This window comes from Halobacillus sp. 12SKB, from assembly GCF_052941655.1.
The window spans coordinates 957,688-981,655 of sequence record NZ_JBRFWR010000001.1; the positions used below are offsets into that span (position 1 = coordinate 957,688).

General features: G+C 45.9%; 17 protein-coding genes, 3 rRNA genes and 1 other annotated feature (1 of these 21 cut by a window edge). All 20 genes read right to left on the minus strand.

Annotated elements, in window-relative coordinates; genetic code table 11:
* Positions 1 to 59 (minus strand) — a binding site (T-box leader); it reaches 161 nt to the left of the window's first position.
* Positions 60 to 103: 44 nt separating this feature from the next.
* Positions 104 to 1,573: a glutamate--tRNA ligase gene (gltX, locus tag ACQ4XT_RS04835; RefSeq protein ID WP_446852696.1), complete on the minus strand. Its 1,470-nt coding sequence runs from the start codon at positions 1,571 to 1,573 to the stop codon at positions 104 to 106.
* Between the two features lie 57 nt (positions 1,574 to 1,630).
* Entirely contained in the window at positions 1,631 to 2,821 is a 1,191-nt protein-coding gene (locus ACQ4XT_RS04840; RefSeq protein WP_446852697.1) for a bifunctional 2-C-methyl-D-erythritol 4-phosphate cytidylyltransferase/2-C-methyl-D-erythritol 2,4-cyclodiphosphate synthase, read from the minus strand.
* 98 nt (positions 2,822 to 2,919) lie between these two features.
* Positions 2,920 to 4,014 carry a PIN/TRAM domain-containing protein gene (locus ACQ4XT_RS04845; RefSeq protein ID WP_446852698.1) on the minus strand — a complete coding sequence of 365 codons (1,095 nt, stop codon included), beginning with the start codon at positions 4,012 to 4,014 and terminating at the stop codon, positions 2,920 to 2,922.
* A 154-nt stretch (positions 4,015 to 4,168) separates the two neighbouring features.
* The gene (gene disA / locus ACQ4XT_RS04850; RefSeq protein WP_206948234.1) at positions 4,169 to 5,242 is read right to left on the minus strand and encodes a DNA integrity scanning diadenylate cyclase DisA; all 1,074 of its coding nucleotides are present in this window, start codon (positions 5,240 to 5,242) and stop codon (positions 4,169 to 4,171) included.
* On the minus strand, positions 5,243 to 6,622 hold the full coding sequence (gene radA / locus ACQ4XT_RS04855; RefSeq protein ID WP_446852699.1) for a DNA repair protein RadA: 1,380 nt from the start codon (positions 6,620 to 6,622) through the stop codon (positions 5,243 to 5,245).
* Between the two features lie 258 nt (positions 6,623 to 6,880).
* Entirely contained in the window at positions 6,881 to 9,340 is a 2,460-nt protein-coding gene (gene clpC, locus ACQ4XT_RS04860) for an ATP-dependent protease ATP-binding subunit ClpC (protein WP_446852700.1), read from the minus strand.
* An 18-nt stretch (positions 9,341 to 9,358) separates the two neighbouring features.
* Positions 9,359 to 10,429 (minus strand): protein-arginine kinase McsB, encoded by a 1,071-nt coding sequence (gene mcsB, locus ACQ4XT_RS04865; protein WP_446852701.1) that lies wholly within the window; start codon positions 10,427 to 10,429, stop codon positions 9,359 to 9,361.
* Complete coding sequence (mcsA, locus tag ACQ4XT_RS04870; RefSeq protein ID WP_446852702.1) at positions 10,429 to 10,977, minus strand: protein-arginine kinase activator protein McsA; 549 nt, start codon at positions 10,975 to 10,977, stop codon at positions 10,429 to 10,431. The genes mcsB and mcsA overlap by 1 nt, the downstream gene beginning before the upstream one ends.
* A gap of 20 nt (positions 10,978 to 10,997) precedes the next feature.
* Positions 10,998 to 11,462, minus strand: coding sequence for a CtsR family transcriptional regulator (locus ACQ4XT_RS04875; RefSeq protein ID WP_089654461.1), 465 nt, complete (start codon positions 11,460 to 11,462; stop codon positions 10,998 to 11,000).
* Positions 11,463 to 11,628: 166 nt separating this feature from the next.
* Entirely contained in the window at positions 11,629 to 12,321 is a 693-nt protein-coding gene (locus ACQ4XT_RS04880) for an MgtC/SapB family protein (protein ID WP_446852703.1), read from the minus strand.
* Positions 12,322 to 12,405: 84 nt separating this feature from the next.
* A 5S ribosomal RNA gene (rrf, locus tag ACQ4XT_RS04885) occupies positions 12,406 to 12,519 on the minus strand.
* 90 nt (positions 12,520 to 12,609) lie between these two features.
* A 23S ribosomal RNA gene (locus ACQ4XT_RS04890) occupies positions 12,610 to 15,525 on the minus strand.
* Positions 15,526 to 15,695: 170 nt separating this feature from the next.
* Positions 15,696 to 17,260: ribosomal RNA gene (locus ACQ4XT_RS04895) — 16S ribosomal RNA — on the minus strand.
* The 16S, 23S and 5S rRNA genes sit together here, the layout of an rRNA operon.
* Positions 17,261 to 17,637: 377 nt before the next feature.
* Positions 17,638 to 19,128: a lysine--tRNA ligase gene (lysS, locus tag ACQ4XT_RS04900; RefSeq protein ID WP_446852704.1), complete on the minus strand. Its 1,491-nt coding sequence runs from the start codon at positions 19,126 to 19,128 to the stop codon at positions 17,638 to 17,640.
* Positions 19,129 to 19,347: 219 nt separating this feature from the next.
* Positions 19,348 to 19,845, minus strand: a complete 498-nt coding sequence (gene folK, locus ACQ4XT_RS04905; RefSeq protein ID WP_446852705.1) for a 2-amino-4-hydroxy-6-hydroxymethyldihydropteridine diphosphokinase — start codon at positions 19,843 to 19,845, stop codon at positions 19,348 to 19,350.
* Positions 19,842 to 20,207, minus strand: coding sequence for a dihydroneopterin aldolase (gene folB, locus ACQ4XT_RS04910; RefSeq protein ID WP_146818712.1), 366 nt, complete (start codon positions 20,205 to 20,207; stop codon positions 19,842 to 19,844). Before folB ends, folK begins: the two co-directional genes overlap by 4 nt.
* On the minus strand, positions 20,200 to 21,033 hold the full coding sequence (folP, locus tag ACQ4XT_RS04915; protein ID WP_446852706.1) for a dihydropteroate synthase: 834 nt from the start codon (positions 21,031 to 21,033) through the stop codon (positions 20,200 to 20,202). Before folP ends, folB begins: the two co-directional genes overlap by 8 nt.
* 123 nt (positions 21,034 to 21,156) lie before the next feature.
* A complete protein-coding gene (gene cysK / locus ACQ4XT_RS04920; RefSeq protein ID WP_446852707.1) occupies positions 21,157 to 22,083 on the minus strand; it encodes a cysteine synthase A in 927 nt (308 codons plus the stop codon).
* A 150-nt stretch (positions 22,084 to 22,233) separates the two neighbouring features.
* Entirely contained in the window at positions 22,234 to 23,124 is an 891-nt protein-coding gene (gene hslO / locus ACQ4XT_RS04925; protein WP_446852708.1) for an Hsp33 family molecular chaperone HslO, read from the minus strand.
* Between the two features lie 5 nt (positions 23,125 to 23,129).
* The gene (locus tag ACQ4XT_RS04930) at positions 23,130 to 23,921 is read right to left on the minus strand and encodes a type III pantothenate kinase (RefSeq protein WP_446852709.1); all 792 of its coding nucleotides are present in this window, start codon (positions 23,919 to 23,921) and stop codon (positions 23,130 to 23,132) included.
* Positions 23,922 to 23,968 lie beyond the last annotated feature (47 nt).

Here is a 23,968-nt window from a genome sequence, read left to right on the forward strand (position 1 = left end):
ATGGTGATTCTCTCTGTAGAAGAGAGGGGCCTCTTACTTCTCCTCATCAACGTTTCGTATAGGTATCTCTACTATATGATATTCTTTCCCACTTGTGAACGAATTAAGCTTGCAACTTGTTTAATACATCATTCAGACGGACCGTTACCGTTTCTAAACCAAGCAAATGAATCGCGTTTGGAAGCTCTGGGCCATGGGTTTGACCTGTGGTGGCTACACGGACAGGCATAAACAACTTCTTCCCTTTATGCCCCGTCTCCTTCTGAACCGCTTTGATTTGCTTTTTAATGTTTTCTGGTGTGAATTCTTCAAGCTCATGAAGGTTTTTCTTGAACGTTTCCAATACTTCCGGTACTTGTTCCCCTTCAAGGACTTCCATCGCAGCTTCATCATACTGAATTTCCTGCTTGAAGAACAATTCGGTCAGCTCGACGATTTCGGCTCCGTAGCTCAATTGTTCCTGATAAAGGCTGATCAGTTCGCGCGACCACTTGCGATCTTCCTCGCTCATATCTTGAGACAAACGTCCAGCCTCAACTAAATGAGGAAGGGCAAGATCGACTACGCGGTCCAGGTCAGACGCTTTGATGTACTGATTGTTCATCCACTTCAGTTTCGCCGGATCGAAAACCGCTGGTGAAGTAGATAGTCGATCTGCATCGAAGATCTCAACAAGCTTGTCCTGGGTGAAAATTTCTTCTTCCCCGACTGGTGACCAGCCTAATAAAGTGATGAAGTTGAAGAGAGCTTCTGGAAGATAACCAAGGTTTTTATATTGCTCAATAAACTGAAGAATGTGCTGATCACGCTTACTCAGTTTTTTGCGCTCTTCGTTTAGGATCAAAGTCATATGACCGAACTTCGGAGGTTCCCAATCGAAAGCTTCATACACCATCATTTGTTTCGGTGTATTGGAAATATGCTCTTCCCCACGAAGAACGTGTGTGATTTTCATTAAGTAATCATCAATCGCAACAGCGAAATTATACGTTGGTGTTCCGTTCTGCTTAACGATGACCCAATCACCAAAATCGCTGGATTCAAAAGTAATGTCACCACGGACGATATCGTTGAACGTGTACGTATGGTTTTCAGGAACGCGGATACGAATACTAGGCTTGCGGCCCTCCGCTTCAAATGCTGCGATTTGTTCCTCTGTAAGGTCGCGGTGCGCACCAGAGTATTTTGGCGCTTCCCCTCGTGCCATTTGCGCTTCACGTTCTGCTTCAAGCTCTTCTGATGTCATATAGCATTTGTATGCAAGACCGCGTTCCATCAATTCGTCGACATATTTCTTATAAATATCCAGACGTTCCATCTGACGGTAGGGACCGTATTCGCCCCCTTTTTCTGAACTCTCGTCCCATTCGATTCCCAACCAATTCAAGTAGTCGAGCTGGCTCTTTTCTCCACCCTCGACGTTTCGCTTTTCATCCGTATCCTCAATACGAATGATTACCTTTCCACCTGCATTTTTCGCATAAAGGTAGTTGAATAGAGCCGTCCTTGCATTACCAATATGAAGGTGCCCTGTTGGACTTGGTGCATAGCGCACCCGTACTTCGTTAGACATAATTGTTCTCCTTTCCTATTCCGGTCTATATCCTTGACTTATTTTATCATTTTTTGTTTAGGAATGCTGATTATTTTGCAAAAGGACCACTGCTTGTGCGGCAATTCCTTCTTTCCGACCCGTAAAACCTAGTTTTTCTGTAGTCGTTGCTTTCACGTTGATCCGTCCCGGTTCCACTCTAAGGAGGGAAGCGATATTTTCACGGATTTGCTCAATATAAGGAGCCATTTTAGGGGCTTGGGCAATGACCGTACAATCCATATTCCCAAGTTCATACCCATGCTCTGTCACAATATCCCACACGTGCTGAAGCAATTTGCCGGAGTCTGCATCTTTAAACGCAGGATCTGTGTCTGGAAAATGTTTACCGATATCCCCTTCGCCAATCGCTCCAAGACACGCATCTGCGATTGTGTGCAGGAGAACATCTGCATCTGAATGCCCAAGAAGACCCTTCTCATGAGGGATTTCAATTCCTCCAATGATGCAGGGTCGTCCTTCCGTCAATTGGTGTACATCAAATCCTTGGCCGACACGAAACATAGGGCCATCCTCCACCTTTCCATTTCTTTGATTACTCAAGTAAGCTTGGGCTTTATGTAAGTCCTCAGGGGTCGTAAGCTTGATATTGTCATAGCTTCCCTTCACGATGGCCACTTCTTTGTCCAACCGCTCGACGAGAGAAGCGTCATCTGTGCCGTAGTATCTGCTTTTCCTTGCTTGTTCATGCGCTTCATAAATCAAATCATAAGAAAAGGCTTGAGGCGTCTGAGCCGCCCATAGAGTGCTTCTATCCAATGTATCCAAACCTAGATCCGACTTCTGCTTGATCGTATCCGTCACAGGTACAGCAAGAAGAGCGGCTTCTTTTTCGCAGGCCGTCACAGACAATTCGTGTAAGAGCTCCCGGGGTACAAACGGGCGCGCTCCATCATGAATAAACACAGGAAGTTCTCTGTGCCTGACAGCTTCCAGTCCTGCAAATACACTATCCTGACGTTCCGCTCCACCATCAACGAGGTGAACGGAGTGACGGAGCGGATATTCTTGTAAAAGTTCCTCCATCTGAGATCGTTCACGTTCATTAGTTACTAAAATCAACTCTTCACACCACTCATCCTGATCAAAGACGGAAAGAGTGTGACAGATCAACGGTTGGTCACCGATTTTCAAAAACTGCTTATTGCGACCAGCGAGCATCCGCTTGCCCTGTCCCGCCGCAAGTATGATAGCTGTATATTTTTTCATGCGTATCCATCCTACGTTTGTTTAGACGTTCATAAAACAACAAAAGCGATAACACGCATGTTATCACTTTTGTCATTCTCTATTTGTTTATACCGTTTTTACAAGGCTTTTTCAAGTGATTTCGGCTTTGCAAAGATCATACGACCGGCCGATGTCTGCAACACACTGGTGACTACAACTTCAATCGTCTTTCCGATAAAGTCTTTCCCTTCTTCGACGACGATCATTGTGCCGTCATCCAGGTAGGCGACCCCTTGATTCTGCTCTTTCCCATCTTTAATGACTTGGATTGTCATCTCTTCTCCAGGAAGCACGACCGGTTTCACAGCATTCGCAAGATCATTAATGTTCAAGACTTGGACATTTTGAAACTCACAAACTTTATTCAAGTTGAAATCGTTGGTGACAACAATTCCGTCCATGACCTTCGCAAGTTTCACAAGCTTACTGTCTACTTCCTGAATGTCTTCGAAATCACCTTCATAAATTTCAACATTTACAGGCAGATCTTTTTGAAGGCGGTTCAAGACATCCAATCCACGACGACCACGGTTTCTTTTCAGGCCATCGGATGAATCAGCGATGTGCTGCAATTCTTCCAATACGAATTGTGGGATCACAATCGTTCCTTCAAGGAAATGTGTATCACAAATATCCGCGATGCGGCCATCAATGATGACACTTGTATCTAAAATCTTTCGTTTCGGTACCAAAGCAGGATCGACCGTAGAATCTCCTTGAAGTTCATCTTCCGGCTTCTTGTCTTTCTTTGAAACCAAGTTCAAGAATTCGTCTTTCCGCTTAAAACCAACTTGAAAACCGAAGTAACCTAATAAGAAGGTTAAAAAGATCGGGACGACCTGGTTAACCACTTGAATCTGGATATCTTGTACAGGGATATTGATCAAGTAGGCAATGATCAGCCCAACAATCAAACCGAGACTTCCGAACAGCAAGTCCGCTACCGGTGCCCGGACGAGGGTATCTTCGACCCACCTTAAAAAATCGACAATATAATCCACAATCCAAAAAGTAAATAAAAATAATATAAGTGCTCCTAGTACGGCCCCTAAGACAGATTGCATCCAATTCTGCCAGGTCAGCCCCATGGTTGTAAACAGCTCTGGAAAATAGAGGTAACCGATGGTTCCGCCGGTTATGACAATAAACAACTGTACGATACGTTTAAGCACTTGTATTCACCTCCTCAAACACAGTATGACCAAACCTAACAACCATTAACCATATAAAAAAGGAATGATGGTTTATAACTTAGCATAACTTCCAAATTAAGTCAATGAGTAAACAAATTATCATATCACATTGTTCACAAATAAGTCAATATTCTTATATATGTCGATCTACGAACAACTGTTCTTGTATGCGGTCAAGGCCATCTCTGATTTTCATCGCACGGATCTCTCCGACACCATCAACTTCAACCAGCTCTTTCGGAGAAGCCTGGATCAGTTCTTCCAGCGTACCGAACCTCTCGACCAAGTGTTCAATAATGAGTACGGGGAGTCTGGGAATCCGGCTTAAAATACGGTACCCTCTTGGAACGATAGGGTCCGACAACTTCGTATTGGGTGAATACCCCATAAGTTTCAATACCTGCTCATCGGAGAGAAGTTCCGTATTGGTGATTTCCTGCATTTTTCTCAATATATAATAGGGTTCATAATCAGGACGCTTACTGTAATCACGCAGGAGCAATGTGGCCTCATCTTCAATATTCGAAACTAATTCCGTTAATTGCAGTTGAATCAAACGCCCCTCTGTACCAAGCTCATTTACATAGTTCAAAATCTCTGTCTTCGTCCGAAGAACCATTTCAATCCGGTGAACGACCTGGACAACTTCAGAAAAGGAAACCATGTTTTCAAACTCCATCGCACCGAGGTTTGTCACGCTTTGATCGAGCACATTTTTATACTTTTCCAGTGTCTGAATCGCCTGATTCGCCTTTGTCAAAATGACACCAATATCTTTCAGCGAATAACGGAGAGAGCCTTTATACAAAGTGATCACATTACGGCGTTGAGATATAGCTATAACGAGAGCCCCCGTTTGTTTAGCCACACGTTCGGCCGTCCGGTGTCTCATCCCCGTTTCCGTGGACAGAATATCCGGGTCCGGCATCAATTGTGCATTGGCATAAAGAATGCGCGTCCCTTCGTCATTTAAAATTAACGCCCCATCCATTTTCGCCAATTCGTAAAGGTGGGCGGGCGTGAAATCAGACTGGATATGGAACCCGCCATCCACGAGATCGCGCATATGATCGCCGTATCCGAGCACAATCAATCCTCCTGTTTTTGCACGCAGGACGTTATCAATACCATCTCTCAGTGGTGTGCCAGGGGCCACCAGCTGAAGAATTTCTCCGATTCCATTTTCGTTGATTTCATGCCATTCCATTTATGAATCCCCCAGTGTTACCTTCATCGCCTCCTGAACGGTACTGACACCGATCACTTCGATTTGAGAAGGAGGCGTCCAGCCATCCATGTTCTTCTTGGGAATGATGACCCTTTTGAAGCCTAATTTTGCAGCTTCCTGGACTCTTTGCTCAATTCTTGCAACTCTTCGTATCTCACCCGTCAAACCAACTTCCCCAACGACGACATCATCTCCATTTGGAGATTGATCCCGAAAACTTGAGGCAATGCTGATCGCCACAGCTAAGTCAATCGCCGGCTCATCCAACTTCACTCCACCAGCGACTTTTACGTATGCATCCTGGTTCTGAAGCAGGAGCCCTGCTCTCTTTTCCAACACGGCCATTAAAAGTGGAACCCGGCTGTTATCAAGGCCTGTAGCCATCCTTCTCGGGTTTCCGTAAGCCGTAGGAGAGATCAGCGCTTGAATCTCTACAAGAACCGGCCTTGTCCCCTCCATAGAAGCAACCACTATCGAACCCGCGGCCCCTTGTGATCGTTCTTCCAGGAAGATCTCAGAAGGGTTCAGCACCTCTTCCAAACCTTTCTCCTTCATTTCGAAGATCCCCATTTCATGAGTGCTTCCGAAACGGTTTTTCACACTTCTTAGAATTCTGAACGTATGATGCCGCTCCCCTTCGAAGTAAAGGACGGCATCCACCATATGTTCAAGCAGACGGGGGCCCGCAATGGAACCTTCTTTAGTAACATGCCCCACGATAAAAATTGGAATACCTTTGCTTTTAGCGATTCTCATTAAATGACTCGTACACTCACGTACTTGAGAAACGCTCCCTGGAGCAGAAGTGACGTCTTCTTTAAAGATTGTTTGTATGGAGTCTATAACTACAAACTTTGGTTCAATGTTTTCAATCTGGTTGATAACATCCTGTAAGTTCGTTTCCGATAGAACATAGAGTTCATCGGATGTAATATCCAAACGTTCCGCTCGAAGCTTCGTTTGTCTGGATGACTCCTCCCCGGATATGTAGAGGACGGGAAAGTCTTTTTTTGCGATCTGCGCAGAGACTTGGAGTAAAAGAGTGGATTTACCGATTCCCGGATCTCCGCCGATCAAAACTAAAGATCCCGCTACGATTCCTCCACCTAAAACCCGGTTAAACTCGGGCATATCCGTCGGCATACGCGGTTCTTTTTGAGACTTGATCTGTGTGATTTTTTCTGGTTTCGTTGTTGCGGAAGTGGAGCTCGTCTGAAACACATGTCTGGAATTCGCCGGAGCAGCCGCCATTTCTTCGACCAGCGTGTTCCATTGATTACACCCCGGGCATTTTCCCATCCATTTAGGTGTCTCATACCCACATTCCTGGCAAACAAACTTCGTTTTTCTTTTTGCCAAGACTATCTCGCTCCTTATTCTTATTATTTTATACGTAAAAGATTGTGAAGAAGTTTCACAATCTTATCAATCATATTAAATCATTCTAGTAAAATCATAGCGGAAGATGAAAAAAATCGGAAGGCAAACCCTTCCGATTTTTCTTAGGCTCTGTTCACTTTATGATAGGTTTCGGTGAAATAGAAGAAGGGGAGCAGCCCTTCCTCCGTGTTCTTTCTACCTTCTGTAAAACAAGCCTTCCTGCTACTATACAACTATTTAATTTGTTGACTCTTGCTGCGTGTGGACGACAAAGTTCTTATCGTCATCAAGATCGATTTTCACACTCTGCCCTTTGGCAATGTTCTCTTTTAAGAGTTCTTCAGAAAGCAGATCTTCAACATTCTTCTGAATAGAACGGCGTAATGGACGTGCTCCGTACTCTGGATCGAACCCTGATTCCGCAATGTGCTGGATAGCAGCATCAGACAAGACGAAGTCGATCTCTTGTTCTTTCAGGCGTTTACGCAATTCTTCGACCATCAATGTTACGATATCTTTCATGTGTTTTCTCTCCAGGGAGTGGAACACAATCGTTTCATCAATACGGTTCAAGAATTCCGGACGGAAAGCTTTCTTCAACGCATCCGTAACTTTAGACTTCATGTCTTTGTAGTCCTGATCCGTATCACCCATAGAGAAGCCAACATATTTATTCTGCTTCAATTCTTGAGCTCCTACGTTGGAGGTCATGATCAGAACTGTGTTACGGAAGTCAACGACGCGTCCTTTGGAATCGGTCAGACGACCATCTTCAAGAACCTGGAGTAAAATGTTGAACACTTCCGGGTGCGCTTTTTCAATTTCATCAAGCAGGACGACAGAGTATGGCTTGTTGCGTACTTTCTCTGTTAATTGTCCGCCTTCCTCATAACCGACGTAACCTGGAGGTGAACCGACAAGACGGGACGTGCTGTGTTTTTCCATGTATTCGGACATGTCAATCCGAATCATCGCATCTTCTTCTCCGAACATGCTTTCTGCTAACGCACGAGCAAGCTCTGTTTTACCGACCCCTGTAGGTCCAAGGAAAATAAATGAACCGATTGGACGTTTTGGATCTTTAAGTCCGGCACGGGCGCGGCGGATCGCTTTGGAAATTGCTTTGACCGCTTCTTCCTGGCCGATTACACGGTTATGAAGCGTATCTTCAAGATGGAGAAGGCGTTCGCTCTCATCTTTCGTCATCTTGGAGACAGGCACTCCTGTCCATGTGGATACGACAGAAGCAATGTCTTCAACTGTAACCTCGGAATCTTCCTGGCCTTGTTTTTCTTTCCACTCATCTTTCGTTTGTTCCAACTCATCTCTCAAGCGCTGTTCACTGTCTCTTAAAGAAGCTGCTTTCTCAAATTCCTGACTCTGGACAGCTGCATCCTTCTCTTTTCGCACTTCCTCAAGCTTCTGCTCTAACTCTTTCAAGTTCGGTGGAGCAGTATAGGAGCGAAGACGAACTTTGGATGCAGCCTCATCGATCAGGTCGATCGCTTTATCCGGTAAGAAACGGTCTGTGATGTAACGATCAGAGAAACGGACCGCAGATTCGATTGAATCATCTGTAATCGTTACACGGTGGTGGGCTTCATAACGGTCGCGCAGGCCTTGTAAGATTTGGATGGATTCATCAAGATTCGGTTCATCCACTTGAATAGGCTGGAATCTGCGCTCAAGTGCCGCATCCTTTTCAATATATTTACGATACTCATCAAGGGTGGTTGCACCGATACATTGCAATTCACCACGGGCAAGAGACGGCTTAAGAATATTGGATGCATCAATGGCACCCTCTGCACCACCTGCACCGATCAACGTGTGAAGCTCGTCAATGAACAGGATGATGTTCCCCGCCTGACGGATCTCTTCCATCACTTTTTTCAAACGGTCTTCAAATTCACCACGATACTTGGTACCCGCAACGACAGTACCCATATCAAGAGTCATTACTCGCTTATCACGAAGGATTTCAGGGACTTCATTATTCATGATCTGCTGAGCCAGACCTTCGGCGATGGCTGTTTTACCAACACCAGGTTCACCGACAAGAACCGGGTTATTTTTCGTACGACGGCTCAATACTTGAATGACACGCTCGATTTCTTTACTACGACCGATGACAGGGTCAATGTTGCCCTCTTTCGCAATCGCTGTAAGGTCACGGGCAAGTGAATCGAGGGTCGGCGTATTCGCATTCGCCGCCTGAGCACCTGTTCCTCCACCACGACGATTTTGACCCCCTGTGGACTCATTATTTCCAAGGAGTTGTAAAACTTGTTGACGGGCTTTGTTCAAGCTCACACCCAAATTATTCAGTACACGTGCAGCTACGCCTTCTCCTTCACGGATCAATCCAAGAAGAATATGTTCTGTTCCCACGTAAGAGTGTCCCAGTTTACGAGCTTCATCCATGGAAAGCTCAATAACTTTTTTCGCACGAGGTGTATAATGAATCGTTTGGGAAACTTTCTCTCCCTTACCGATTAATTTCTCTACTTCCTGCTGGATTTTTGAAGACTCAAGACCTAATGCAGTCAGAGCCTTAGCAGCAATGCCTTCTCCTTCACTGACTAACCCTAAAAGGATATGCTCTGTACCGATGTTATTGTGACCTAATCGAACAGCTTCTTCCTGTGCCAGCGCCAATACTTTTTGTGCTCTTTCTGTAAATCGCCCAAACATCATGGACATTCCCTCCTAACATTATTCTTCATTTTCTAATTGAAGTCGTTCGCGAATTAAAGATGCTCTCCTTATATCCCTTTCATCAGGGGATAAAGTAGACTTAGCGTATTGTTGCAAGAATCCGGGCTGTGTAAGAACCATCAATTCATTTAAGATCGTACGCGGGATATGATCGATGAATCCTAAATCGATGCCCAATCTCAGATCAGAAAGGCATTTCGCGGCCTCCTTAGATTCTATGATTCGACTATTGGTCAAAACACCATAGGAACGAAAGATACGGTCTTCCAAGTGAATACTCGAACGGGTCATCAATGCCTCTCTGGCTTTCCTCTCCTGTTCAATCAGCTGCTTTACCACACTGTGAAGATCTTCAACAATATCCTCTTCTGATTTACCAAGGGTAATCTGATTGGATATTTGATAAATATTCCCCAGAGCTTCACTGCCTTCTCCGTAAATGCCTCTTACAACAAGACCCAGCTGGTTAATGGCCGGCGTCATACGGTTGATTTGATTAGTCATGGAGAGGGCGGGCAAATGCATCATGACAGAGGCTCTCATCCCCGTACCCACATTGGTCGGACAGGCGGTTAAGTACCCCCGTTTCTCATCAAAAGCATAATTCACTTTTTCTTCGAGCCAATCATCCAATTGGCTAGCTTGTTCAAGTGCTTGATCCAACTGAAAGCCAGGGAAATATAACTGTATGCGAATGTGGTCCTCTTCATTAATCATGATTGATACTTGTTCATTTTGTGAAATGAGAGACGCCGACTTATCCGCTTTCTCAGCTAAATGTGGACTGATCAAATGTTTTTCTACCAGTACTCTCTTTTCAATCGGCTGTAAATCTTTCATTTGGACCAGCTCAAAATCTTTATAATCTCTGAAAGACTCCTGTTGGAACTCTTCTTGAAAAAATTCCAATACTTTATTCAAAGTCTCTTCAGAAGCAATGATAGGAAAAGGATGCTGGGAAAAGTTACGAGCAAGTCGTATACGGCTGCTGAGTACAATATCGCTGTCCGGACCCTCTTGTTTCATCCATGGACTGATTGCTTCATTCATGAATTGCTGCAAAGACATTACTCATCACCATCCTCCCTATGATGCAGTTGACTTTCTAAAGATCTGATCTTATCTCTAACTTTCGCTGCCTCTTCGAATTCTTCCTGCTCAATTAATTGTCGAAGATTAGTTTTATATTCTTCCATCTCTTTTTTAAGGTGCAAGTTGCCACCTTCACGTTTGGGAATCTTACCATCATGTCTGGTGTTCCCACTGTGAACACGGCGCAGAATGGGATTCAGACGTTCATCGAACGTTTTATAGCAGTCCGCACAACCAAACTTTCCGATCCTTGCAAACTCCTCGTAGCTGAGCCCGCAATTAGGACATTTAAGTTTTGGTTTTTGACTATATGAGTGAGCGCTCTGCCCTTTTAAAGGAGAAGGTCCCTCGGAATGAAATAGACCTGAAAGGAGATCATTCAAGGTGAAGTTCTCTTCCCCGTAATTCATGTACCCATTTTCTTTCGCACATTTTTCACATACATGGACTTCTGATTTTTGACCATTAATCACCTGCGTCAAATGGACGGTAGCAGGACGCTGATGACATTTCTGACACTCCATCTGAATCTCTCCCTTCTCGCTCAACACTTATATTTAAGGGTGAATAGCATGGCTGTCATGATTCGCGCGCGTACTTCATCACGAAGTGGTAAAGAAAAAGCAAGGACGTCGCGATCGATGACACTTGCCATCAGTTTGCTTTCACGATCAGTGATGATCTCATAGTCTACCAACCGCTCAAGCACATCGATGGCTTTCGATTGGGAAACATGGGGATTGATGAGCTCCATCACCTCTTCAATCATTTCCGATCCTTTGCGGTGTTGGATTCGGCTGATACGAATATATCCGCCGCCTCCTCTTTTACTTTCCACTATATAACCTTTTTCCACAGTAAAACGTGTCTTAATCACATAATTGATTTGAGAAGGTACACAATCAAATTTCTCGGCAAGTTCACTACGCTTGATCTCAATTGCCTGGTGCCGATTTTCATCTAAGATCTCCTTGAGATATTCTTCAATAACATCAGAGATATTCCTCATGCTCCCTCCCCCTCTTTTGACTTTGACTATCTTTGACTTTAATTTTATTATACTCATTTTCTTTTGTCATGCAACTTGTTTGTTTAGGAGAATTACATCTTCTATGTTTCCCCTTTTCCCCATGAAATAAAACAAAAAAGCTGCACAGAATCAACTGTGCAGCCCTTTAATACTGATGTCCGCATTCTTCTACACCATCCATCAAAGACAGACGCTCTAAAAGAAGGGATCGATTATACCTTTGTCCTTTATTCAGTTCAACGACTACTTTCTTTTGGCTTTGGTCCAAAGCAACAATATCTATTTTCCTGATTTCCAGGTTCATGTGTTCAAATACAGTTAATACATTATTGACCGGTGCATCCTTAGCGATGGTCACTTGGTAAATATTTTTCCGATTCCCATTAAACTTTTCTTTTTCTATTTTATTGAGGAAGACTAAGCTCATAAGCACGAAAATCGTTGTGACCGTTGCCACATCATACATTCCTGCACCAACGACAAGACCAATCCCTGCCACCGTCCATATGGATGCTGCTGTTGTTAATCCTCTGATCGTCATCCCATTGACGATAATTGTTCCTGCTCCTAAAAACCCAATACCACTAATGACATAGGACGGGATACGAGCTGGATCGAAACGGACATGTTCATATTCATCAATGAACGTTTCAAATCCATACAAAGAAAGGAGCATCATCATACAAGCCCCGACGCCCACAAGGATATGGGTCCGGAATCCCGCCGAATGATTTTTAACTTCCCTTTCAAATCCAATCAACCCTGAAAGAATAAGTGCAAAGAATAACCGGAATATAAACAAAAGAATGTCATCATGAAAAAAATATGACCAGTTCAATCTACCCCTCCTTTCTTTATGTCTATGTTTAAGGGAGTTGATATAGAAAAAAACCAGAAGAATGATCTTCTGGTTTTTCAAATGACGTGGCGGCGTCCTACTCTCACGGGGGTAAACCCGACTACCATCGGCGCTGAAGAGCTTAACTGCTGTGTTCGGCATGGGAACAGGTGTGACCTCTTCGCCTTCACCACCACATCAATATAAAGTTTGAGGTGAACCCTCAAAACTGGATAAGGAAACATCTTGTTTGAAAAGCAATTGCCATTCACGAATGATTATAATCAGATAGATAAGTCATCGATCCATTAGTATCCGTCAGCTCCACGTGTCACCACGCTTCCACCTCGGACCTATCAACCTCATCGTCTCTGAGGGATCTTATTTGCTTAAAGCAAAGGGAAATCTCATCTCAAGGGGGGCTTCATGCTTAGATGCTTTCAGCACTTATCCCGACCACACGTAGCTACCCAGCGATGCTCCTGGCGGAACAACTGGTACACCAGCGGTGTGTCCATCCCGGTCCTCTCGTACTAAGGACAGCTCCTTTCAAATTTCCAACGCCCACGACGGATAGGGACCGAACTGTCTCACGACGTTCTGAACCCAGCTCGCGTACCGCTTTAATGGGCGAACAGCCCAACCCTTGGGACCGACTACAGCCCCAGGATGCGATGAGCCGACATCGAGGTGCCAAACCTCCCCGTCGATGTGGACTCTTGGGGGAGATAAGCCTGTTATCCCCGGGGTAGCTTTTATCCGTTGAGCGACGGCCCTTCCATGCGGAACCGCCGGATCACTAAGCCCGACTTTCGTCCCTGCTCGACTTGTAGGTCTCGCAGTCAAGCTCCCTTGTGCCTTTACACTCTGCGAATGATTTCCAACCATTCTGAGGGAACCTTTGGGCGCCTCCGTTACCTTTTGGGAGGCGACCGCCCCAGTCAAACTGCCCACCTGACACTGTCTCCGGACCGGATCACGGTCCTGGGTTAGAATGTCCGTACAGCCAGGGTAGTATCCCACCAGCGCCTCCACCGAAGCTAGCGCTCCGGCTTCCAAGGCTCCTACCTATCCTGTACAAGCTGTACCAACATTCAATATCAGGCTACAGTAAAGCTCCACGGGGTCTTTCCGTCCTGTCGCGGGTAATGTGCATCTTCACACATAGTATAATTTCACCGGGTCTCTCGTTGAGACAGTGCCCAAGTCGTTGCACCTTTCGTGCGGGTCGGAACTTACCCGACAAGGAATTTCGCTACCTTAGGACCGTTATAGTTACGGCCGCCGTTTACTGGGGCTTCGGTTCAACGCTTCGCATAAGCTAACGCATCCCCTTAACCTTCCAGCACCGGGCAGGTGTCAGCCCCTATACTTCGCCTTACGGCTTCGCAGAGACCTGTGTTTTTGGTAAACAGTCGCTTGGGCCTTTTCACTGCGGCTCCTCGGCAGAGGAGCACCCCTTCTCCCGAAGTTACGGGGTCATTTTGCCGAGTTCCTTAACGAGAGTTCTCCCGCTCACCTTAGGATCCTCTCCTCGCCTACCTGTGTCGGTTTGCGGTACGGGCACCTCTTTCCTCACTAGAGGATTTTCTTGGCAGTGTGAACTCAGGAGCTTCGGTACTTTATTTCCCTCCCCATCACAGCTTGACGTTGCCGGACGGATTTGCCTATCCGACCGTCTCACTGCTTGGACGCGCACATCCAGTGGCGCGCTCTCCTTATCCTCCTGCGTCCCCCCGTCGTTCAAACGGAAAGGAGGTGGTACAGGAATATCAACCTGTTGTCCATCGCCTACGCCTTTCGGCCTCGGCTTAGGTCCCGACTAACCCTGAGAGGACGAGCCTTCCTCAGGAAACCTTAGGCATTCGGTGAAAGAGATTCTCACTCTTTTTTCGCTACTCATACCGGCATTCTCACTTCTAAGCGCTCCACCAGTCCTTACGGTCTGACTTCACGGCCCTTAGAACGCTCTCCTACCACTGATCATAAGATCAATCCGCAGCTTCGGTGGTGTGTTTAGCCCCGGTACATTTTCGGCGCAGAGTCACTCGACCAGTGAGCTATTACGCACTCTTTGAATGATGGCTGCTTCTAAGCCAACATCCTGGTTGTCTAAGCAACTCCACATCCTTTTCCACTTAACACACACTTTGGGACCTTAGCTGGCGGTCTGGGCTGTTTCCCTCTCGACCATGAACCTTATCACCCACGGTCTGACTCCCAGAACAAAGTCTATGGCATTCGGAGTTTGACTGAATTCGGTAACCCGATAGGGGCCCCTCGTCCAATCAGTGCTCTACCTCCATGACTTTCTATTCTGAGGCTAGCCCTAAAGCTATTTCGGAGAGAACCAGCTATCTCCGTGTTCGATTGGCATTTCACCCCTACCCACACCTCATCCCCGCAATTTTCAACTTGCGTGGGTTCGGGCCTCCAGTCAGTGTTACCTGACCTTCACCCTGGACATGGGTAGATCACACGGTTTCGGGTCTACGACCGCATACTCACTCGCCCTATTCAGACTCGCTTTCGCTGCGGCTCCGCTTCTGCTGCTTAACCTCGCATACGGTCGTAACTCGCCGGTTCATTCTACAAAAGGCACGCCGTCACCCATTAACGGGCTCCGACTACTTGTAGGCACACGGTTTCAGGTTCTCTTTCACTCCCCTTCCGGGGTGCTTTTCACCTTTCCCTCACGGTACTGGTTCACTATCGGTCACTAGGGAGTATTTAGCCTTGGGAGATGGTCCTCCCGGATTCCGACGGAATTCCTCGTGTTCCGCCGTACTCAGGATCCACTCCGGAGAGAGAAAGATTTCGACTACAGGGCTGTTACCTGCTCTGGCTGACCTTTCCAGATCGATTCGCCTATCTTCCTCTTTGGTAACTCCAATGGAGTGTCCTACAACCCCAGAAAGCAAGCTTTCTGGTTTGGGCTGATTCCGTTTCGCTCGCCGCTACTTGGGAAATCGCGTTTGCTTTCTCTTCCTCCGGGTACTTAGATGTTTCAGTTCCCCGGGTGTGCCTGCCTATACCTATGTATTCAGTATAGGATACTGTTCCATTACGAACAGTGGGTTTCCCCATTCGGAAATCTCCGGGTCAAAGCCTACTTACGGCTCGCCGGAGCATATCGGTGTTAGTCCCGTCCTTCATCGGCTCCTAGTACCAAGGCATCCACCGTGCGCCCTTATTCACTTAACTATCTTCGTGAAAAGACGTTTACAATTTCAATTAGATGTCTTGTCATCAAATGTCTCATCGTTAGATGAAACAATGATTCCTTATCCAGTTTTCAAGGTTCACAAGTTGAAAGATCGTTTGATCTCTCAAAACTGAACAACCAACACAGTACGTTTCCGTAATATCCTTAGAAAGGAGGTGATCCAGCCGCACCTTCCGATACGGCTACCTTGTTACGACTTCACCCCAATCATTGGCCCCACCTTCGGCGGCTGGCTCCAAAAAGGTTACCTCACCGACTTCGGGTGTTGCCAACTCTCGTGGTGTGACGGGCGGTGTGTACAAGGCCCGGGAACGTATTCACCGCGGCATGCTGATCCGCGATTACTAGCGATTCCGGCTTCATGCAGGCGAGTTGCAGCCTGCAATCCGAACTGAGAATGGTTTTATGGGATTTGCTACACCTCGCGGCTTCGCTGCCCTTTGTACCATCCATTGTAGCACGTGTGTAGCCCAGGTCATAAGGGGCATGATGATTTGACGTCATCCCCGCCTTCCTCCGGTTTGTCACCGGCAGTCACCTTAGAGTGCCCAACTGAATGCTGGCAACTAAGATTAGGGGTTGCGCTCGTTGCGGGACTTAACCCAACATCTCACGACACGAGCTGACGACAACCATGCACCACCTGTCACTTGGTCCCCGAAGGGAAAGCCCTATCTCTAGGGTTGTCCAAGGATGTCAAGACCTGGTAAGGTTCTTCGCGTTGCTTCGAATTAAACCACATGCTCCACCGCTTGTGCGGGCCCCCGTCAATTCCTTTGAGTTTCAGCCTTGCGGCCGTACTCCCCAGGCGGAGTGCTTAATGCGTTAACTTCAGCACTAAGGGGTGGAAACCCCCTAACACCTAGCACTCATCGTTTACGGCGTGGACTACCAGGGTATCTAATCCTGTTTGCTACCCACGCTTTCGCACCTCAGCGTCAGAAACAGACCAGAGAGTCGCCTTCGCCACTGGTGTTCCTCCACATATCTACGCATTTCACCGCTACACGTGGAATTCCACTCTCCTCTTCTGTCCTCAAGTTCCCCAGTTTCCAATGACCCTCCACGGTTGAGCCGTGGGCTTTCACATCAGACTTAAGGAACCGCCTGCGCGCGCTTTACGCCCAATAATTCCGGACAACGCTTGCCCCCTACGTATTACCGCGGCTGCTGGCACGTAGTTAGCCGGGGCTTCCTCGTTAGGTACCGTCAAGGTACCGTTCTATTCGCACGGTACTTGTTCTTCCCTAACAACAGAACTTTACGATCCGAAGACCTTCATCGTTCACGCGGCGTTGCTCCGTCAGACTTTCGTCCATTGCGGAAGATTCCCTACTGCTGCCTCCCGTAGGAGTCTGGGCCGTGTCTCAGTCCCAGTGTGGCCGATCACCCTCTCAGGTCGGCTACGCATCGTCGCCTTGGTGAGCCGTTACCTCACCAACTAGCTAATGCGCCGCGGGCCCATCTGTAAGTGATAGCGAGAAGCCATCTTTCAACTTTCCTTCATGCGAAAGAAAGTATTACCCGGCATTAGCCCCGGTTTCCCGGGGTTATTCCGATCTTACAGGCAGGTTGCCCACGTGTTACTCACCCGTCCGCCGCTCGTTCCACGAGCTTCACCCCGAAGGGATCCACTCGCTTCCCGCGCTCGACTTGCATGTATTAGGCACGCCGCCAGCGTTCGTCCTGAGCCAGGATCAAACTCTCCAAAAAAGTTAAGTTTGACTTGCTCATTTGCACACCGAATGTGCTTTGTTTCAAATCTCTTCTATAAAGAAGAAATGTTTTGACGTACTGGTTGGTTCGTTCAGTTTTCAAAGATCAAATGTTTTGTTTGCCGCTTCAAAACAGCGACTTAATTAATATATCATGTGCAGTTGTTTTCGTCAACAACTTTTTATGATTTATTTTGTTAAGCCGTTTGCGGCTTGCCGCTCTCTTAACGCGACAAATAATAATATATCACGGGATCCAAAACCACGCAATAGGTTTTTCTTAAAAAGATAATTCAGATTATTACTCTTCCTATAATAAGTGATACAACGGATAAAAAACAATCCCTCCAGAAGTATCTGGAGGGATTAAAAAGCTTATGATTCACGATTTCTCATTTGTGGGAACAGCAGAACGTCACGAATAGATGGAGAGTCTGTCAGGAGCATGACTAGACGATCGATTCCGATTCCTAAACCGCCTGTTGGAGGCATCCCATATTCAAGAGCCTCAATGAAGTCTTCATCCATCATATGTGCTTCATCATTTCCTTCTTCTCTTTCTTTCAGCTGAGCTTCAAAACGTTCCCGTTGATCGATCGGGTCATTCAACTCAGAGAAAGCATTCGCATGTTCGCGTCCAACAATGAACAATTCGAATCGATCCGTAAATCTTCCATCCTCAGGATTCTTCTTCGCAAGAGGAGAGATTTCGGTCGGGTGCCCATAAATAAAGGTAGGCTGAATTAATTTTTCCTCTACGCGCTGTTCAAAGAATTCATTCACAATATGACCAAATGTCATCGTATCTCCAATATCAATACCATGTTCTTTAGCAAGCTCTTTCGCTTGATCATCAGACATTTGCTCCCAGAAGTCCACGCCTGTGTGCTCTTTGATAGCATCTACCATATGAAGTCGTGTCCATTCTGGCTCGAGATCAATTTCTTGTTCATTGTAAGTGACTTTCGTTGTACCAAGAACCTCTTTAGCGATATGAGCAACCATGTTTTCCGTCAGATTCATGATGTCATGGTAATCAGCATAGGCTTCATACAGCTCAATCATCGTAAACTCAGGGTTGTGACGAGTAGAGATTCCTTCATTACGGAATACACGTCCGATCTCATATACTTTTTCCAACCCACCTACTATCAAGCGCTTCAAGTGCAACTCAATAGCGATACGCATATACAACTGCATATCCAGTGCATTGTGGTGTGTAATGAAAGGACGGGCGGAAGCTCCCCCTGCGATCCCGTGCATCAATGGAGTTTCTACTTCTAAGAAACCTAACCCATCTAGGTAACGGCGCATAGATTGAATGATCTTACTGCGCAGAACAAACGTGTCTCTGCTATCAGGATTCGTAATAAGGTCTAAGTAACGCTGACGATAACGCTGCTCGACATCCTGCAATCCATGGAATTTTTCAGGAAGTGGACGTAGAGACTTCGTAAGCAATTGATATTCCGCCGCTTTCACAGAAAGTTCTCCTACGTTGGTCTTGAACATCACACCTGTAACTCCTACGATATCTCCTAAATCCGCAGACTTGAAGAGGTTGTCGTAAGCTTCCTCCCCAATTTCATCTTTACGAACATAAAGTTGAATTTGGCCGGTAAGGTCCTGAATATGTGCAAAACCCGCTTTTCCTTTTCCACGCTTCGTCATGATTCGTCCAGCGATGGTTGTTGGGAACTGCTTTTCCTCGAGTTCCTCTTTCGTATATTGATCGTACTTCTCTATTAAGTCTTGGGCGTAATCCGTGCGGTCGAATTTGTCACCGAACGGGTCGATGCCCTGCTCGCGGTGAGTATTCATCTTATCGCGACGCACCCGCATATGTTCATTGAGTTCTTCTGTCATTGCTATCACTCCATTCCCTGATCTTTTTGGGTACTTACCGTTACAATAACAAAAACTGCCAGCATAGGACTGGCAGCATCTAACTATCGTTTAGTATAAAAAAGTACTATGGGCGTGTCAATGTTGAAAGGGTAAGGATTCTTGCATTTCCCCCTCTCGTTCAACTCCCATTGAATACAAATGTATTGTGCACCTTCGATTTGACCTTACAGACTATTACTAAATTCTTCCCCACTCACTCATGCTTCTCACTTCTTCTGAAGGGAGCAACCCTAGAACTTCTCCCGCTGTTTGTTGTAAGTGAGGGAGGTAAGCTTTAGCATCTACATCTGCTAACGGGACCATAACAAACGCCCGTTCGTGCATATGGGGATGGGGAATCGTTAATTGCTCTGTTTTCATATATTCCTGATTATAAAGCAGAATATCGAGGTCAATCGTACGCGGCCCCCATTTTATCACACGTTTTCTCCCCAGCCCCTGTTCAATGCTCTGGCAGTACTCCAGCAATAAGGAAGGGGATAATTCTGTTTCCACTTGAATGGCCATATTTAAGAAGTCGTTTTGTTCTGTGTATCCGACAGGGGCTGTTTCATAGACCGATGATTTTTTTAGGACGGTTATATCCTCATGCTCTTCAAGTAGAGAAACAGCGTCTTTAAGATAGGATTCCCGTGGTGAAATGTTCGAACCTAAAGCAATATAAGCGATATTCATTTTTCCGGTCTCCGATAGATCTCAATCGCCACGGATTTATAATGTCCCGGAATTGGAGGATCAGGCTTATATACTTTTACGAGGCACCCTTCCAACAGCGGGAACTCAGTGAAAAGTTCACTCGCTATCTTTTCCGCCACTGTTTCAACGAGTTTGTGGTGTTTCCCTTCCACTGTTTTTTTAGTGACCTCGTAAATGGCACCATAATCAATTGATTTTGTCATATCATCCGATTCAGCTGCCGGCTTCAAGTCCAACTCAAGCTCAAGATCCACATAGAAACGTTGTCCAAGTTTGTTCTCTTCCGGAAAGAGACCATGATATCCCCAAAACTCCATTTGATTCACATATATTTTATCCAATTCCTTCACCCTTCCCGAGCATAGCATCCATCATTTTTGTCATCCGTACAATCGGCTTTACATCATGTACCCTCACAATATCCATGCCTTGAGCCACTCCATAACAGACGGTTGCACCTGTTCCTTCCATCCGTTCATCTTTCGGAAGGTCCAGGGCTGTACCGATAAATGATTTCCTGGAGGTACCTAACAAAACCGGGTAACCGAGTTCCTTTAATGCTGCCAAGTTTCGCATGACCTCCAAGTTTTGTGCTTGGCTTTTTGCAAAACCGATACCTGGATCAAGGATGATATTCTCATCCTTAACACCCGCATCCTTGGCTGTTTTAATGCTTTTTCGGAGGTCATTTTTCATGTCTTCCATTAAAGACGTGTAATTTCTATCTGACCGGTTATGCGTAAGGATGATCGGTACACCATAACGGGCAGCAACATCAGCAATAGCAGGTTCCTTACGCGCCCCCCATACATCATTGATGATCGACGCACCCGCCTTCATCGCCTTTTCAGCCACTTCTGCTTTATAAGTATCAATGGAAATAGGAAGATGAACGGCCTTTTTGACGGCCTCAATCGCAGGGACGATACGCGCCAGTTCCTCCTCAGCCGTTACAGGCTGATGACCGGGGCGAGTGGATTCACCACCGATATCAATGATATGTGCACCTTCTTCCTCCATCATCTTCGCTTGTTTTACAGCGTGATCGAGATTGAAGTAAAGCCCTCCGTCAGAAAAAGAATCGGGTGTGATATTTAGAATCCCCATCACAAGAGTTTCCTTTGTTAAATCGAACGTTTTTTCAGAAGTCCTTAATTTGGTGTGCATTGGTTTCCCTCGTTTCCATCATTCTCTTCCCCTATCTTACATCATTTCAAAATTTCTATCACACGTGCACGGTTAGAAACACAAATAAAAAACTGCACCTCATGGAGGTGCAGTTGTCTAACCTTATTCTTCGTCGAACTGATAAAGCGGAGTAGATAGATAACGCTCACCATTACTAGGAATGACCGCTACAACCTTCTTCCCTTTACCAAGCTTTTTGGCCACCTGCTTCGCCACATGGATAGCGGATCCGGAAGAAATCCCTCCCAGAATCCCATCTTTTCTTGCAGCTTCTCTAGCAGCTTCGAACGAATCCTCTTTCGTAACTTTAATGACTTCATCATAGATTTCCGTATTCAAGATACCAGGCACAAAACCTGCTCCGATTCCCTGGATCTTGTGTGGACCAGGATCTCCACCGGATAAGACCGGGGATTCTTCCGGTTCAATCGCATAAATTTTAATGTCCGGATATTTTTCCTTTAACACTTTACCTGCGCCCGTAATGGTTCCACCTGTTCCGATACCAGCAACGAATGCATCCAGTTGGTCACCCATTTGCTCGACAATTTCAGGCCCAGTTGTTTTTTCGTGAATGAGTGGGTTCGCTTCATTGTTGAACTGTTGAGGCATAAAATAGCCCTTCTGCTCTTGAAGTTCTGCTGCCTTTTTAATGGCACCTTTCATTCCTTCACTCCCTGGAGTGAGAACGAGTTCTGCCCCATAGGCGCGCAGTAGGTTACGGCGTTCTTGACTCATCGTGTCCGGCATAACGAGTATGGCTTTGTAACCTTTAGCTGCAGCGATCATAGCCAGACCAATCCCCGTATTCCCGCTCGTCGGTTCTACAATGGTATCGCCCTCTTTAAGGCTGCCGTCTTTTTCAGCTTCTTCAATCATTGAAAGAGCAATACGATCTTTTACGGAACTGCCCGGATTCATGTATTCCAGTTTCAGATAAATATCTGCACTGTCTTCCTCTGCACTTCCGTTCAGTTTGACCATTGGAGTTTGCCCGACTAATTCGCTTACGTTATTTACGATTCTCAATACACTCACTCCCAAAACCAAGTATTTTAATAGGATTTAAACCTAATGTACTGAATAAGAATACAATTGTCAAACATTTCAATCATGCTTCGTTAAAGGAAAAGGCGAAACCGTGGTTTCGCCTTTTATTATATCATTATCGGTTTTAGATTATGAAGTGGAATCCGTGTCTTGAGATTGCAGCTCCTTTAGGTCTTCTACGTTGAACTGGTAATCTTCATTACAGAAGTGGCACTTCGCTTCTGCTCCCTGATCCTCATTGATCATTCGCTCTATTTCTTCATTACCGAGACTCGCAATGGCCATTTCCACGCGCTCTCGTGAGCAGTGACACTGAAATTTCACTGGGACCGTGTCCAGTACGCGCACATTTTCTTCTCCTAGAACTGTTTGCAGAATTTCTTCAGGAGTTTTACCGTCGCGTACGAGAGAAGAAATTGCAGGCATTTCTGAGAGTCTCTTTTCAATTTGGCTCGTTGTCTCATCATCAGCTCCCGGCATCATTTGTACAATAAATCCTCCGGCAGCAAGAATGGAGTAGTCCGTATCTACAAGCACTCCAGCTCCAACAGCTGAAGGTACTTGCTCAGAATTTGCAAAGTAATAAGTGAAATCTTCACTGATCTCACCAGAAACCAGTGGAACTTGACCTGTAAAATGGTCTTTCATCCCCAAATCCTTCACGATACTCAACGTCCCTGACGTTCCAACTGCTCGGGCCACATCCAACTTCCCTTGGGCATTCGATTCAAAATCAACATGGGGGTTTTTGATGTATCCACGAACTTCCCCTTTAGAGTTGGCATCTGCGATAATGGCGCCGGCTGGTCCATCTCCTTCGACCTTCACTGTAAGCTTATCATTACCCTTAAGCATCGCTCCCATCATACCACTGATGGTTAACGTACGTCCTAGTGCTGCTGAAGTCGTTGCCCACGTATCTTGTCTGCGTCTAGCCTCTTCGACAGTTTCTGTTGACTGAATGGCATAAGCCCTGACCTGTCCGTCGAAACCTATGGCACGCACTAAATAATCTGACATGCTATTCATTCTCCTTTAAACGCTTTTTTCTCTTTGTTCCTTTGATATATCTTATGAAGACCTTTCAACGTCAAGTAAGGATCGACATGATCGATCGTCCTTGATTGACCGGCGATTAAATTGGCAAGACCACCGGTAGCGATAACCGTCGGTGTCTGTTCGGATGTTTCCTTCATTCGACGCACGACTTCATCGACCTGACCTACATATCCATAGTAGACGCCGGACTGCATGGCTTCGACTGTACTTTGACCAATCACATGTTCCGGACTCTTAATTTCGATTTTTGGCAGTTTGGCTGCTTTCGCGTAAAGAGCTTCCATTGAGATATTGACCCCTGGGGCAATGGCACCCCCAAGGTATTCCCCTTCAGCATTAATATAACAATAAGTTGTGGCTGTTCCAAAGTCGATGATGACTAAAGGAAGAGGATACTCATCAATGGCACCTACCGCATTGACCACTCGATCGGCACCGATTTCATTAGGGTTTGGGTATTTCATCGGCAATCCGTGATCCACCATCCCCTCCCCTATAATCATCGGCTGCTTTTTAAAATAATACCGAGACATACGATCAAGTGCAAACATGATCGGTGGTACGACGGACGAAATGATGACACCGTCCATATCTTCAAAACTCAACCCTTCATGATCGAAGAGTGATTTAATCAACATTCCGAACTCGTCTTCTGTTTTATGACGATCGGTTTTAATCCTCCACTGATACTTTAAAGAGTTATTTTCAAATACGCCTAACACAGTATTGGTATTTCCCACATCAAGGACAAAATTCATACATGAAGCCTCCCGTGTCATTTCCTTCGGCTACCATCATATCACAA